The sequence below is a fragment of the Buttiauxella sp. WJP83 genome, from assembly GCF_027594725.1.
Classification (GTDB): domain Bacteria; phylum Pseudomonadota; class Gammaproteobacteria; order Enterobacterales; family Enterobacteriaceae; genus Buttiauxella; species Buttiauxella selenatireducens.
The window spans coordinates 187209-202460 of record NZ_CP110080.1 but is presented as its reverse complement, the minus strand read 5'-3'; the positions used below and the strand labels follow the sequence as shown (position 1 = coordinate 202460).

Below are 15252 nucleotides of genomic sequence, written 5' to 3'. Positions count from 1 at the left end.
TTCCCTTACTTTCTTTAGTAAATCTTGCGTTTAAAGAATGTATTAATTTTATTTTTAAGTGATTCATACTTATCCTTACCTATAAAAAACACTGTGGATAGTATTATTTTCCTCAAGACCCTGTGCTTAAATGTAAACCACGAACCATTAAAATGGTGTATGGAAACACTATTTACGTCTACATAAACCTTACCAGAAATATGATTCTTAGGACTAAAAATATACCACGGGTAAATATCCAAACCATCATCCAGGTGAATGCGCTTATTATAACTCCCACGCACATCATTCAATTCATACTTATTTTCAAGTATTTTACTTATGATCACGGTATTTGGTGTCATATTATATTTACCTGAACTTAAGACAAAAGAACTTCCATCATAATAATCCAAGGCATACTTAATTAATGGATGTTTTCTCTCTGCACCAATTACTGCAGTAGAAATAAGAGCATTATCCTCAAACCCTAAAAATGCATTATGGCTTAAATATGGTGTTAATGGTTTCAAAAGCTCAACATCCGTATCTAAATATACGCCACCATATTTGTTTAGTACATAAAGTCGCACAAAGTCTGACACAAATGCCCATTTTTTAGCTTGATATGCTTCATTAGCAAACTGGCAAATGCTAAAGTCGAAATTATCTTCATTCCATTCAATTATTTTATATTCAGGACAATTTTTTTTCCACGATTTAATACATTCATGAATAAATTTGCTTTTTTCGCCCTTCCCAAACCAACAGTAATGAATAACTTTAGGTATCATGACTTTACTCTTTTCTGTATTTTCACATTAAGACTTTCAAATACGTATCGAATAATAAACTTCGGATATGTCATAATAACTTTATGTCGCACATGTTTATGCATTAAAACCCTTTGCAGCCACCGCAATCCAGTTTTTTTTACTACGAAACCATAATAATCTTCTTTTATTGATGTTTGAGTAATAAACCCTCCACATGTTATAACAAGCTTGCTTTTATTCAGTGTGGAAATAGCCAGAGCAACTTTTTCTTGTCGAGGAGCTCCCATGGCTATAATTACAACATCAGAATTTATGGTTTTCTCTGCTATGGATTCAATGTCATTATCGCAGAAATAACCATCACGACAACATCCTAGTTGTAGTGCAGGGTATCTTTTTTTTAATACACATAAAGACTTTTCAAGTTCTTCTTTTTTTGCACCTACAATAGAAATTATTAAGTTATTATTCTCACAAAACTTAAAAAAATCATCTGCTATAGACGAAAAATCAAAACTTACTCTTTTTATCTTCTTTTGATTAAAAATATTATGCATTAAGCACAGTAGTGCTCCATCAACGAAAAAACCATCAATGTTTGATGAAAAATATTTATTCTCTTTCATCATATAATATGAAAACGGGTTAACGAATGATACTATTTGACTGGTTCCTTCTGTAATTAATTTTTCTTTGACATCTGTGTAATCACTGATACTCAATATTTTCATTTGCATTCCTATGCATATATTTTCCCAGTAATGAAAGCTTGTAATTAATTGTAATAAGACCCGTACTCATAATAATTACTAACTCTTTTTTCCACCCCATTAAATATAACACCATTGACTATAAGATTATTTTGTTCAAAACGTTTTGTTGACGCCTCCATTTCTTTCAATGTGTTTTGCTGAAAACGCGCTACTAACATTGTAGTGCCAGCATATTTTGCTGCGATGCAAGCATCACTCACAGCTAATACTGGTGGGGTATCCACTATTACCAAGTCATATTTTTCTGAAGCCCACTCCATTAATTTTTTAAAATTGGAATTCATTAGTAATTCAGAAGGGTTTGGTGGAATCTGTCCACGGGAAATAAATTCAAGATTTTCAATATCCGTTCTCTTAATTACATCTCCAAATACTTTAGTTCCAATTAAAATATCAGAAAGGCCATTCACCTCCGGGCAACCAATAACATGGTGTACCTGTCCCTTACGCAAATCAGCATCAATTAAAAGTACTTTTTTATCAGATTGTGCAATCACTGCAGCCAAGTTACAACTTACGAATGTTTTTCCTGCCTCAGGGGTAGCACCAGATATTAACAGGATATTATTCTCTGCCTGCATCATGGCAAAATGTAGACTGGTACGTAGACTGCGAATTGATTCAACAGAGAGATCTGTAGGGTTATCTTTAGCAAGAAGATTAACTGAACGTGCAGCCTTTTGTTTGTTTTTTGCAAGCTGCGTATTTTTTTCTTTTAGCCATTTTGAAACTGGAATTGAAGCATATACATTCAATCCTAAGCTCTCAATTTGTTCACTACTTTCAATGCCGCTATGTAAAAATTTTCGCAATAAACAAAATGCGACTGAAAAGAATATGCCTGAAACAAACCCAAACATTGTAATTAGTATTTTCTTCGGGGCGATAGGTTTCCTTTCCGCTACTGCAACATCGATAATACGTACATTTCCAACCGTACTAGCTTTATTAATATTAAGCTCTTGCTGTTTATTTAATAACAGCATATATACTTCTTGCCCAGATTGAACATCACGTGTAAGGCTTAAGATCTCCTGCTGGGTTTTTGGCATATTTCCAATACGAGCATTCAATTTATCACGCTCTTTCATTAGCAGCGCTTTCTTTTCCAATAGTGTGCGGTAAGCAGGATGATCACGAGTATATAATTTGGAGATTTCTGCTTCTTTAAAAGTCAATTCATTAATCTGTGTTTCCAGTGCGACAGTAGTATCCAGCACAGATTTTGCTTCTAACGATAAATCAACCGATTCATTTTTTTGACGGAAAATGTTTAAACGACTCTCAGCCTCATCCAGTTTGCTGCGCACCTGAGGTAATTGTTCTCTTAGAAAGTCGAGACTTTTTGCTGCCTCCTCAGATTTTCGCCCCACATTTTGCTGAAGATAGTTATTACTAATACTGTTTAGTATTTGTGATGCTTGTTTAGCGCTTTCACCGAGTAAGGATAGCTGCAGCATGCCGCTATCCTTACTCAAATCTACAACTTTGAAACTTTCGAGAAGCTCATTTATTGCTGTTAATTTCTCCTGTTTTGTGACCGAAAATTTGGTCCCATTAGGTGCCTCAATTTCACTAATTAGCAGGTTAATATCATTCTTGGATAACAGAACACCAGTTTCACCCTGTAGAGTTTTATCATCGATGACAACGCTGTATCGAGTTGGAGAAAGTACAGTTACAGTAAAAGGTACATCATGTAATTCATCAGGAACATTCAGGCGAGAAATAGCAATCTTGCCCTCTTGATGCCCCAATAAACGTGCCACTCCTTTACCAATCAGCGGAAAGTGTTTTTCTTCCACGACTGTATCAAGCCCCAATTCATCGACCGTCCGTCCCAAAACCATACGGGACTGTAATAAACCAATCTCTGTCTGTGATTCAGGCTTACTGTCCGGCATAATATCGGAAAGTTTACTTAGAACGCTGCTTCCCGCACTTTGCTCAACCTGGACCAGTGCTGTAGCGCGATAAATTGGTGTTGCCAATAGTGCATATGCAATGCTTATTATGGTAAAGAGCAAAGTGATTGTTACTATCTTCCATTTGTTATCTTGTAATACACCTACAAGCTCACGTAGTTCTAGTTGATCGCTACTTTTATTATTTTGATTCATTGCTGAAATTTGTTCTGACATTTAACGGCATCTCTTTACGGTGTCTATTTCTTTAACGCCAGGACCCAACGCGCGGTGCTTTGGGCTAGTTGTGTATAAACTAGTTGGTACATTTCACGGCTTTTCTTATACGGGTCGCCGATCTCCAGCTGATTTTGCCAGTGGCCAAATAACATGGTTTTGCCACTCACTTCTGGATAGCTTTTCTTAATACGCTCGAGGTGGGATTTTTCCATCACCAGAATCAAGTCGTATTGCATTGCAAGGCTTGATGAAAAAGCCTGCGCGCAATGTCCATCAAGCGATATCCCATGCTCGGCGGCGACTTCTGCCGCCATGGCATTTGCCCCTTCCCCTACCAGGGCACCCAGCCCAGCGGAATCAATCTTTTTACCTGGCAGAGCCTGGCGCATTAAACGCTCCCCGGTCGGGGAGCGGCAAATATTGCCAATGCAAACCACTAAAATAGAATCAAACATCGTTACCAGACCTTGATCAAATGAGTGGATTCAGTCATGTCGTGAACCCCAGAAATGGTTGGTACCAGCTGGCTTACTACGCGGTTCCAACGGGTAATAGGTGCGGTAGTGACATACACAATGTCATACGGCTGTAGTTTGAATTCAGTTCCCATCACCAGCGCGGTAGCATCAGAAACATTCAACTGGTAGACGTTGGCAATTTTGCCGCTGGCGTCTTTCCCACGGTTTGAACGGATAACGAAAATCCCGGTCGCGTCAGAGCTCATCTGGTCAATACCTTCCGCATTGCCCAACGCTTCAGTCAGAGTCATACCACTGCGGTCCATTTTCAGGGTGGTCTGTTTCTTCACTTCACCCATCACGAACACTTTCAGGTCATCGTTGCGCGGCACATACAGAATGTCGCCGTTGTACAGCAGGCGGTTTTGTTGCAGGTCGCCGTTTTTCATCAGCGCCTGGAGAGAGATTCGCTCGTCTTTACCATTGTGAGTCAGCACCGCGTTGTTCCAGTCAGCACTTTCACCCAGGCCGCCGGCCTGGTTAATCGCATCCATAATGGTTAATGGCACGTTGGTAATGGCCTGTTGGCCAGAACGTACGACTTCGCCCGTCACATACGCTTTTTGGGAGCGGAATGCAGCAACGCTGATGTCAATCTGAGGGGTTTCAATGTAAGCCGCCAGTTTGTCGGTCAGCTCTTCGCGCAGCTGGGCCAGTGTGCGGCCAACCACTTTAACTTTGCCCGCGTACGGGTAGAAAATCGTGCCGTCAGACTGCACCCAGTTACCGGTGTCGGAAGCGCTACGATATTGGCCTGCGGGCGTGGTCAATTCCGGGTGATCCCACACGGTGACCATCAGCACGTCGCCCACACCAATACGGTATTGGTAGTTCTGAACTTCATCTTCCAGCTTCGGGTTGGTACGCGCCACAACCGGAGCAGAGCTCAGAGAATCGATCAGTTTTGGGGTAACGGTATAGACGTTAACTTTGTCGTTGAAGTTAGCGCTGGTGTCGTCTTTATTGACGATGGTCTTGCCGGAAGTGGTGAGATTGCTGCCTGGAACGATAGTACAGCCACTCAGTAAAGCAGCTGAAATCAATAACGGAACAGCTGCTAATTTTACAGTCATCATTATGGTCACTTGATTGATTTAATAGTGTAAAACCCGGCAATGCTGGGCTTTTATACAAAGAGAAATCGGGGGGTTAGCGGTTGCTCGCAGGTAAGTCACCGTTAACTGTAATTTTATGAGGCGAGTTGTGTTTCTTTCTTAAATCAGGGTTGCGTTTTTGCAGCCTGTTGTTAGTGACACAATAACCACTAAACAGAACAAGAAACGCAACCAGTGAGAGCCACTCAGGTGTGCCAAGCCGGGAAAGTACAATCCCGCTGCCGGCAAATGTTGCGGTTAGCAGGGTCATAACCAATACCGTCTGGCGGCCTGTTAACCCACTACGCATTAAAATATGGTGTAAATGATCGCGGTCAGGATGGAAAGGGCTTTGCCCACGGCGGAGGCGACGCACCATGATGGTCACCATGTCCATGAGCGGCAGCGCGATCATCCACAATGCGCTTACTGGGGGCATCACCGCGTCGTCACCCTGGGTACCGAGAATAATGAGCCACAGCATAGTGAAGCCAATCACCATGCTGCCCGCATCCCCCATGAAGACTTTCAAACGCTTACTGACTACCACCCCCATGTTGAACATCAAATAAGGGATCAGAGCAACAATCATCAGCAGGCACCACATGGCTCGCATATGTGCCCCTGCCAGCATGAAGGCCACCATCAATGCGGCAAATGTCGCACTCGCGACGGAACCCAGTAACCCATCCACGCCATCAACCATATTGAAAGCATTGATGGCTGCCCAGGTGGCGAACAGCGTCACCAGGTAACCGATTGGGCCAAGCAGTAACTCGTAATGACCCAGAACCTTGCCGAATGTCTGGAGGTAGAAACCGTCAACCATGATGATGACCGCAGACAGCGCCTGGATGAATACACGCGGCACAACCGGCAGGTCGAAGCGGTCGTCCGCAATGCCGACAAACAGCAGTAGAGAGATGCTCAACAAGTAGGGAAGAAAATGCGCTTCAGTGTGTGGTAGAAATTCAGGCCAGAACAGGTAGAACGCCACTATTGCGCAGTAGAAAGAGATCCCGCCGACCAGGGGGATTTCCCCTTTGTGTTGCTTACGCCCACCGGGCTTGTCGACCAGACCGCATTTTAAGGCAACCAGGCGAGCGAGGAGGAGGAATGTCATCGCTGTAGAAAACATGATGATAATTTCTTTACTCATGGTTATACCTTATTTCTTTTTAGCCACGCTACCGCCCATGGCGAATGCGAAAATATCCACATACCACTCGTGAAATTCATAAAATGTGCACATAAGTCACCATGTCAATACACACAATTAACATGGGATAATTCTGAGGCGAAAGTATTCTATTACGTCTAATTTTTCAGGTCAAAAATCACACCCACAGGGTCTTATTAGCAGTGAATATATTAATTTACGTTATAATCCCTTGTGGTTATTAATTTTTTATCAACAAAAACAACATGTTACAATCTTATGGGTTATGTGGCTAATAAATTATATAGTGATTAATTAATCATCATTAAATTATTTAGAAAATATTTAATTAAACAAAATTGATTCTTTAAGAAGTACTTTCCTGCGTAACCATTAGTCATGTTTATTATAATTAAATAACCTTCAAGTTTTCATATAAAAATAATATCGCTTATACACCACTAATAACAAAAAATATTTCATAAAAAATGAAACACCACACAAGATAGAGCACATTCAATAAGAATATAAATAGTAATAATTGATTATATTATCCGAATGACGAAAATTAACCGTCTATAAATATAGACGGACATGATTCATAAAATCACTTTTGTCCATTCGTGCCATGAATGAATGCTATCGGATTAATCCGATCTGACACGAGCTAAAAATTGAAAATGTGATTTTGGAAATCTAGAAAACACAGACTCTGAATCAGAACACAATGAATAGTTAACTACATGATATAAAACATATTTACTCTCAACAAAACATAGCGGTAACTTTGGTTTATTATTTGTGTGACTATTTAACCAACTGGTTTGGTTATATTTTCATACATTATTGCATTGAAGCCGTTCAATTTCTGCAAAAGCCACGTGATGTAAAAATATATTTCTGACATTTTTTCATGAAATCTTGAAGATTTTACCTTAGGAATGAAGAGACTAGCTGATTATATATGGAGACACTGAAGAGCCAGCACCCTCCTTGAGCATACATATGCTGACAAACTGCATTAAAAGACTGACAAATTTATTTTAAAACGAAAATAAATACATTCGAATGATGGCAATCCTGGAGTTATGTGCTACTCGCTCACGTCCGCCTGGCGTAGGAAAACTCCTAAAAATAATAAGAGTTTTTAAGAATGCTCAGGAGTTTTATTATTAATTAACCGCATTATAGTTTTTTTAAAATTTTTTTTGACTACGGGAAGATGCACTCATTTTACGCGCGTGAACGTTCATTTTATTTCGCCCAGTTCTAAACAAAATCACCATAACATTCAGTACATTGTGATCTATACGCACAACATCATGATAATTTAAACCCTACAATTTCCTCGGGTTACTTTCTGCTCAGGATAGAACAGACCAGAAGAAATACACATAACACCCTCTATCGCCCGGATAATGCCCATAAATAATCATTTTAGCGCCATTACAATCACAAAAATTGCCAAATAAAACTTCACTTATTCCATGGATGGCATGCGTATTTACTGAGTTAATTATGGGTATTTATGGACATTCCAGCCCCAGAACGCCCATCTGCATAAAAACTGACTTTCTATTGATTATGGGGTGTTCCATGAGTCTGGCCGCCAACCCTTCCTCGTTCTAACTGCTTCTTAACAACAGCAGTGTCGTGAACAGTGTTGCTGCTCAGCATTACCTATAAGGGTGATTCAGGTGCAGGAGGAGATTATGTGGCGATTTGCAAAGGGGTTGGCGGAACGACTGGCGAAGACGCCAAGGGATGGGAAATCAGGCAGAAACGAAAAAAAGAGGGCAACGTTTACATTGCCCTCCAGATAACTACTTCTTCTTATTCAACATCGACTTTAAATCCGCAAACGGGTTGTAGGTCGCCTCGCCGACATCTTTTTGCGCGTCTTCACCGGCCACTACGGTCGTGCCGTATTGGTCGGCTTCGGTGTACTTCGAGTGCTCGTGGTCATGGCAATACAGGCACAACAGCTCCCAGTTACTGCCATCTTCCGGGTTATTGGTGTGGTCGTGGTCGATATGGTGAACCGTCAGCTCACGCAAGTTTGAATACACAAACTCACGCGAGCAACGCCCGCATACCCACGGGTAGATTTTTAACGCTTTTTCACGGTAGCCGCTTTCCAGCCGCGTGTAGTTTTTCGGGATCAGAGCCATGATTGATGTTTACCTGATAAAAAGAGTGGACTAAAGCTAGTTTCAAGCTAAATCCCCTCTTTATCAATCCCCAAACGTTTCATCCGTGAAAGCAACGTCGTGCGCTTGAGTCCTAGCCGCTGTGCCGCACCACGCGGGCCGGCGACCACCCCGTTGGTTTCTTTTAGCACACGCAAAATTCTCTGCGCTTCATCTTCCCCTTCACGAAATTCCTCACTCACCATAGCTGGCAGCGCTTTTTCTTCCGCCCGGTGATAGTCCATTTCTGGCAAAGAAAGATGCAGCACATTGCCGCGTGTCAGCAGCACCGCACGTTCAATCACATTTTCCAGCTCACGTACGTTACCCGGCCAGTCCATACGGCTTAGCGCGCGCAAGGTTTCCGCCGGAATACTGTCAATGTTGCGGTTCATGCGATGGGCGATTTTAAAGGTGAAGGATTTCACCAGCAGCGGAATATCTTCCGGGCGCTCGCGCAGCGGTGGCAGCATGATGGGGAATACGTTCAGGCGATAATAGAGGTCGCTACGAAATTCACGTTCGGCCACCATCTCCTTGAGATTGCGGTTGGTCGCCGCAATTAAGCGCACGTCCACCTGCTGCACTTTGTTGCTGCCGAGCCGCTCAAATTCTTGCTCCTGCAGCACGCGCAACAGTTTGGGTTGCAACTCCAGTGGCATATCGCCGACTTCATCAAGGAACATCGAGCTTTTGTCCGCAAGCTCAAACCGCCCGATACGCTGGGTATTGGCGCCCGTAAATGCGCCGCGTTCATGGCCGAACAGGTCGCTTTCCAGCAATCCTGCCGGCATCGCGGCACAGTTTATTTTCACCATGCGGCGGCTGTTACGCTCGCTCAGGTTATGAATCGCCCGTGCAATCAGCTCTTTACCGGTGCCGGTTTCACCGAGGATCAGCACCGTACTGTCGCTTTTTGCCACCATATCGACTTGCTTGAGCACGTTCGACATCACATCGCTACGGCCAATAATCTCGCCAAAATCACTGGCGACATTATTGATTTGCTCGGTGAGGTAGAGGTTTTCGTCGACGAGGTTCTCTTTTAAGCGATGGATTTCCTGATACGCCAGCGCGTTGTCCACTGCAATGGCGATACGCTCCGCAATCTGGCGCAGCAGCTTGAGATTTTGCGGAGTAAAAACACCCGCCTCGCATTGCGCCAGTTTCAACACGCCAAGCATATTGTTGCCAAACGTGAGCGGCAGCAGGCACAACGTCTGGATTTGGTTGCCCCACATTTCAAACAGCATGCGCTCATACGGCGCAAGTTGGTCGCCATGGTGGAGATTAAGCAGCAGCATTTCGCCACTTTTGAAGACGCGCTCGGAAAGCGTTCCCGCCATAGCCACATCGCTTTGATCGTGAATCGGCGACTGCTCGTCCACAAAGTGGGTGGAGTAGATAGTCAGCCTTTCTTTGCGATTGCTGCGCAGGACAATACTGATGGAGTCGATGGAAAAATAGTGGTGAATTTCGCGAGCCACTTCGCTTATCAATTCATCGAGATCGAGCTTTGACAGTACCGCGTTGGTCACCGCCACGAGGATACGGAAGTCGTCACGTTCGCGGCACAGCTGTTGATAACCGAGGTTTGAGTCGATGCGGCTTTGAATTTGCTCAGCCACCAGCCCAACAATTTGCGCCAGCGTATGCAGGCGATTGAGCTCTTTGTCCGTCCAGGTGGTATCGATATTGCGAATAAACTCGCAGCCGCCAATGATTTTACCCTCTGCCGCCATCGGCAGCAGACAGTAGCGGCCAAAAGGGGCATACAGATCCAGATTCATCACCTGCGGCCAGGTGTCGTTGAACTCTTCCTGGGAACACATCAGTGCTTCCGGGCGTGAAAGCACGCGCCGCACTGGTCCATTTGCCAGCACCATTTCATCTTCGTAATGCAGTTCTTTGTCGTGTTGATCCCTGCCATAAAAGGCCACACGTTGATGCAATGGATGGTAAAGCAGAATATTCACTCTGTCTGCGAGCGCACCCTGTTTTGCCATTTGCGTCAGGCAATGGGCAAGCGCCGGTAGATCAGGTTGCTGCAACAGGGTACGCGTTATATCAAACAGCCCCTGCTGCCCGAGATCACTCATCGGTGTGTATGGCATTTTGCTTATCCAGAAAGATGATGGCTAAAGGGCCCGTTTTCTCTCCCTCTCGGAAGGAGAGAGTTGGGGTGAGGGCCCCGATGACATTTGTCATATAAATTGCGCTTAAGTGTAGCCCGTGCGCGTTAAATCGTTCCTGGCTTAGGTCAACAAATCCGTGGTAGCGGCTCAGAATGGGGTAAATCTAACGAACGTTTTACACCGTAAAGTCCGGCGACCCGCACGCCTTTGCGTTCGACAACATCACCAATAATCGCGGCATTTTTACCTAAAGGATGTGACTGCAACGCTGCAAGCACTGCATCAACTGCGTCACGTTGTACGGCAATCACCAGTTTACCTTCGTTGGCAAAATTCAGCGCATCGAGGCCCAGTAATTCACACACGCCACGCACCGCCGGGTTCAATGGCAATTGGTTTTCAGTCACTTCCATTCCGCAACCACTTGAGGCTGCAAACTCGTGTAATACCGCATTCACCCCGCCGCGCGTGGCATCACGCAACGCTTTTACGCCTGCAATATTCAGCAATGGCGCGATTAACGGAGCGAGTACCGCACAGTCACTTTCCAGCGCGCCTTCCAGACCCAGCGACTCTCGCAGGTTAAGGATAGTCGCGCCATGGTCGCCCAGCGTTCCGCTGACGATTAACACATCACCGACACTGATTTGTTGCGCGCCCCAGCTCAGCCCCGCAGGGATCGCACCAATCCCCGCAGTATTGATAAACAGTTTATCTGCCGCTCCCCGCTGCACCACTTTGGTATCACCGGTCACGACCGCAATCCCCGCAGCCTTTGCGGTCGCAGCCATACTGGTGACGACGCGTTCTAATGTTTCAAGCGGCAAACCTTCTTCAAGGATAAATCCGCAGGACAACCAGCGCGGCGTCGCACCACTCACCGCAACGTCGTTCGCCGTGCCACAAATGGCGAGCTTGCCAATATCACCACCGGGGAAAAATAGCGGGTCAATGACGTAGCTATCGGTTGAAAAAGCTAAGCGGTCACCACTGGCAGTCAGTTCAGCCAGCGGTAATCGCGCCTGGTCTTCTTGCTCAGCAAGCCAGGGATTATCAAACGCTTGCACAAACAAGTCAGCTACCAACTTTTGCATTGCCTGGCCGCCACTGCCGTGGGCGAGTTCAATCGTTTTCATGCTTCGCTCTCCTGACCGCGATATTGATACCAGGCGGCACATGCGCCTTCGGACGAGACCATCAATGCGCCAAACGCATTTTGCGGATTGCAGGTTTTGCCAAACATCGGGCACTGATGCGGTTTGCAACGCCCGGTAAGCACATCGCCGCAGCGGGCTAACGGGTCGTCATACACCTGTTGCGGTGCGGGTTTGAAATGGTCTTCAGCATCAAACTGACGATAACCTTCGGTAAGCTGGACGCCAGAATCGCTGATGGTGCCAAGCCCGCGCCATTCGGCATCACCGCGCACGGTAAACACCTCGGCAATCGCCTGCTGGGCAAGATGATTACCGGCATCCGGCACCACGCGTTTGTACTGGTTTTCCACCGCACTATGCTGTTGGATTTTTTGCTCCACCAGCATCACCACGCCCTGCAATAAATCCAGCGGCTCAAAGCCTGCCACCACCAGCGGGCGATGATGCTCGGTGGCGATAAAATCATACGCTTCGGTACCAATCACCATGCTGACGTGGCCGGGCGCCAGGAAAGCATCAATGCCGTTGTCGGGCTGTTCGAGCAGGCTACGCAGCGTTGGAATGAGCGTAATGTGCTGACAGAAGAAGTAAAAATTGTTGATGCCCTGCGCTTTGGTTTGTTGCAGGGTGATGGCCGTCGTCGGCATGGTGGTTTCAAAACCGAGGCCAAAGAACACCACTTTGCGATCCGGGTTCTGGCTTGCCAACGCCAGCGCGTCCATCGGCGAGTAAACCACGCGCACATCCGCACCACGCGCTTTCGCCTGCATCAACGAGCCATTTTTCCCAGGCACACGCATCGCATCGCCAAAGGTGCAAAAAATCACTTCGGGATGGCTGGCGATTTCGATACAGGCGTCGATGCGGCCCATCGGTAATACGCATACCGGGCAACCTGGGCCGTGGATAAACTCGATATTTTCCGGTAGCAACTGGTCGAGGCCAAACTTAAAGATGGCGTGGGTATGCCCGCCGCACACTTCCATAATTCGCAGCGGACGCTCGGCGGTGTAAGTCAGCTTCTGTGCACGTTCACGCAGCACATCTATTAACTGCATCACTTTTTCCGGCGCGCGGTATTCGTCAACAAAGTGCATCATTTGCGCTCTTCCCCAAACAGCAAGCCGCCGACATCGGGTTCCACTTCAAACATGTTTTGCAACGCGTCTAAGGTGTCGCGGGCTTCGGCTTCATCAATAATTGCCATCGCAAAACCGACGTGCACCAAAACCCATTGGCCGATTTGCGCATCGCCGACCAGCATCAGGTTAACGTCACGCTTGATACCGCACACATCCACTTTGGCGCTGCCGTCTGCCAGGCGCTCAACGATTTGACCGGGAATGCCTATGCACATCGCTGCGTCTCCAGCCAGTTCAGCCATTCATCCATGCCTTCGCCGCTTGTTGCGGAAACCAACAGGATTTCGATATTCGGGTTCACCTGGCGTGCGTAATCCAGGCACTTATCGACATCGAACTGCAAATACGGCAGCAGGTCGATTTTATTCAGCAGCATAAGCGAGGAGGCGGCAAACATATGTGGGTACTTCAGCGGCTTGTCTTCACCTTCCGTCACGGAAAGCACCGCCACTTTATGGCGCTCGCCCAGATCGAAACTCGCCGGACACACCAGGTTACCGACGTTTTCGATAAACAGAATACCGTTGCGCTCAAGCGGCAAACGCTGCATGGCATCACGAATCATCTGTGCATCAAGGTGGCAACCTTTACCGGTGTTCACCTGAATCGCGGGCGTTCCCGTGGCACGAATACGCGCGGCATCGTTCACGGTTTGCTGGTCGCCTTCAATAACAGCACAGGGGACTCGGTCAATCAGGCGCTTTAAGCTTTCGGTCAGCAACGTCGTTTTGCCGGAGCCCGGGCTTGATACCAGGTTCAGCACCAGTTGCTGCTGTTTGGCGAACTGTTCGCGGTTGTACACCGCCAGTTGGTTGTTTTTATCCAGCACGTTGAGTTCGATTTCTAACATGCGGCGCTGAGTCATGCCCGGTGCGTGGGTGCCCGCGGCACCGTGGCCGTAGTGCAAGTCACCCTGCTCATCAGCAGTGGGGGTAAATTTAACGCCTGTGATTGGCGTTAAAGCCCGCGTAGCAGGCGCGAAAGGTGCACTGCGAAAACCGGAGTGCGGATTGCGCTCGTCGCCTTCTATATACAAGTTGCCTTCAGCGCAACCACAAGTACTACACATGATTTGTCTCCTCCACTTCCAGACGCTTAATCTGCACGCCATCATCTGCAACGATGCGTAAATTGCTGCCCTCGCACAGCGGACAACGCCGAACCAACTGCGTTAACAAGGTGATGTGCTGCTGGCAGTCGTAGCACCAGCATTCCGCTTCTTGTTGATGGATATGAAGCTGGCAGCCTTCAGCGAGGGTGTCGCGGCACACTAATTCGAAGCAAAACTCCAGCGCGCTTTGCTCAACGCATGAGAAAGCGCCCACTTCCAGCCAGACGGCGGTGACGCGTGTCGCTCCGTGCTGGCGGGCTTGAGCTTCAATGAGTTCCAGTGCGCGTTGGCAGAGGGTGATTTCGTGCATGTTGCCTCCGGGGTATCTGATGGAGGTAATGCAAGGATGGTGCCAGGACTGCCCTCCCCTCATCCCGACCTTCTCCCCAGGGAGAAGGAGAAAAGGTCCCCTCTCTTGGGGGAGAGGGTTAGGGTGAGGGCGTCCAGCCCTAAATGTCACTCCCCGTCAAACATGACGAAATGACATGTCATTACTGTGGCTATTTGTGAGCGAACAATACAAAAACCAATAATTTCAAATAAATACAATATTGGCACGAAACGTGCTCTGTAGCTGCAACAGCAAAAACAGAGTGAATTAATAATGAACATTTGGGAACTGAGCGAAAAAGCCGAATACATTGCTGACAAGCACCAACGCTTGCTCACGCAGTGGCAGCAATACTGCAATAGCTTGATTCAGGGGATCACCCTTTCTAAAGCCAAGCTGCATCACGCAGTCGGGTGCAATCCTGACGATTCACTGCGCTTCTTCTTATTTGACCACTTCGTCATTCACGTCAGCCTGGCTGAAGGCTTCAACAGCCACACTATCGAGTACTACGTTGAGAAGCGTAATGGCGACGATAGAGTGTTGATTGCAAAAGCAATCCTTGATGATGAAGGCCGCATAGACAACAGCATCAGCAACCGTAACCGCGAGAATGTTCTCGAGCATTACCTCGAAAAAATTCGTCCGGTCTACGAAAACCTGTACAGCGCAGTTCACAGCGACACCCCTGTGTCGATGGGGCTACTGAAGCAAAGCGCTCAGGCCTGATGGCTCTGCGGAGTG

General features: G+C 46.5%; 14 protein-coding genes. 1 reads left to right on the top strand and 13 read right to left on the bottom strand.

The window, feature by feature from the left end:
• Nucleotides 1-14: 14 nt before the first annotated feature.
• The 13 genes from OH773_RS00875 to hypA form a co-directional block, all read right to left on the bottom strand.
• A complete protein-coding gene (locus tag OH773_RS00875) occupies nucleotides 15-773 on the bottom strand; it encodes a glycosyltransferase family 32 protein (protein ID WP_270142189.1) in 759 nt (252 codons plus the stop codon).
• Entirely contained in the window at nucleotides 770-1486 is a 717-nt protein-coding gene (locus OH773_RS00870; protein WP_270142186.1) for a WecB/TagA/CpsF family glycosyltransferase, read from the bottom strand. Before OH773_RS00870 ends, OH773_RS00875 begins: the two co-directional genes overlap by 4 nt.
• A gap of 44 nt (nucleotides 1487-1530) precedes the next feature.
• Nucleotides 1531-3669, bottom strand: a complete 2139-nt coding sequence (locus OH773_RS00865; protein ID WP_270142184.1) for a polysaccharide biosynthesis tyrosine autokinase — start codon at nucleotides 3667-3669, stop codon at nucleotides 1531-1533.
• Nucleotides 3670-3692: 23 nt separating this feature from the next.
• Nucleotides 3693-4127 (bottom strand): arsenate reductase/protein-tyrosine-phosphatase family protein, encoded by a 435-nt coding sequence (locus OH773_RS00860; RefSeq protein WP_270142181.1) that lies wholly within the window; start codon nucleotides 4125-4127, stop codon nucleotides 3693-3695.
• A 2-nt stretch (nucleotides 4128-4129) separates the two neighbouring features.
• Nucleotides 4130-5266, bottom strand: a complete 1137-nt coding sequence (locus OH773_RS00855) for a polysaccharide export protein (protein WP_270142179.1) — start codon at nucleotides 5264-5266, stop codon at nucleotides 4130-4132.
• A 73-nt stretch (nucleotides 5267-5339) separates the two neighbouring features.
• The gene (gene wecA, locus OH773_RS00850; protein ID WP_270142177.1) at nucleotides 5340-6443 is read right to left on the bottom strand and encodes a UDP-N-acetylglucosamine--undecaprenyl-phosphate N-acetylglucosaminephosphotransferase; all 1104 of its coding nucleotides are present in this window, start codon (nucleotides 6441-6443) and stop codon (nucleotides 5340-5342) included.
• 1823 nt (nucleotides 6444-8266) lie between these two features.
• Nucleotides 8267-8614 carry an HNH nuclease YajD gene (gene yajD, locus OH773_RS00845; RefSeq protein WP_034460453.1) on the bottom strand — a complete coding sequence of 116 codons (348 nt, stop codon included), beginning with the start codon at nucleotides 8612-8614 and terminating at the stop codon, nucleotides 8267-8269.
• A 47-nt stretch (nucleotides 8615-8661) separates the two neighbouring features.
• Nucleotides 8662-10746, bottom strand: a complete 2085-nt coding sequence (flhA, locus tag OH773_RS00840) for a formate hydrogenlyase transcriptional activator FlhA (RefSeq protein ID WP_270142174.1) — start codon at nucleotides 10744-10746, stop codon at nucleotides 8662-8664.
• A 146-nt stretch (nucleotides 10747-10892) separates the two neighbouring features.
• Nucleotides 10893-11903 carry a hydrogenase expression/formation protein HypE gene (gene hypE / locus OH773_RS00835; RefSeq protein ID WP_270142172.1) on the bottom strand — a complete coding sequence of 337 codons (1011 nt, stop codon included), beginning with the start codon at nucleotides 11901-11903 and terminating at the stop codon, nucleotides 10893-10895.
• A complete protein-coding gene (gene hypD, locus OH773_RS00830) occupies nucleotides 11900-13021 on the bottom strand; it encodes a hydrogenase formation protein HypD (RefSeq protein ID WP_270146026.1) in 1122 nt (373 codons plus the stop codon). Before hypD ends, hypE begins: the two co-directional genes overlap by 4 nt.
• Entirely contained in the window at nucleotides 13021-13281 is a 261-nt protein-coding gene (locus tag OH773_RS00825) for a HypC/HybG/HupF family hydrogenase formation chaperone (RefSeq protein WP_270146024.1), read from the bottom strand. Before OH773_RS00825 ends, hypD begins: the two co-directional genes overlap by 1 nt.
• The gene (gene hypB, locus OH773_RS00820; protein ID WP_270142170.1) at nucleotides 13272-14135 is read right to left on the bottom strand and encodes a hydrogenase nickel incorporation protein HypB; all 864 of its coding nucleotides are present in this window, start codon (nucleotides 14133-14135) and stop codon (nucleotides 13272-13274) included. Before hypB ends, OH773_RS00825 begins: the two co-directional genes overlap by 10 nt.
• Nucleotides 14128-14487: a hydrogenase maturation nickel metallochaperone HypA gene (gene hypA / locus OH773_RS00815; protein WP_064542445.1), complete on the bottom strand. Its 360-nt coding sequence runs from the start codon at nucleotides 14485-14487 to the stop codon at nucleotides 14128-14130. Before hypA ends, hypB begins: the two co-directional genes overlap by 8 nt.
• 294 nt (nucleotides 14488-14781) lie before the next feature.
• On the opposite strand from hypA, the gene hycA reads away from it, so the two are divergent.
• Entirely contained in the window at nucleotides 14782-15237 is a 456-nt protein-coding gene (gene hycA / locus OH773_RS00810; protein ID WP_270142165.1) for a formate hydrogenlyase regulator HycA, read from the top strand.
• Nucleotides 15238-15252 lie beyond the last annotated feature (15 nt).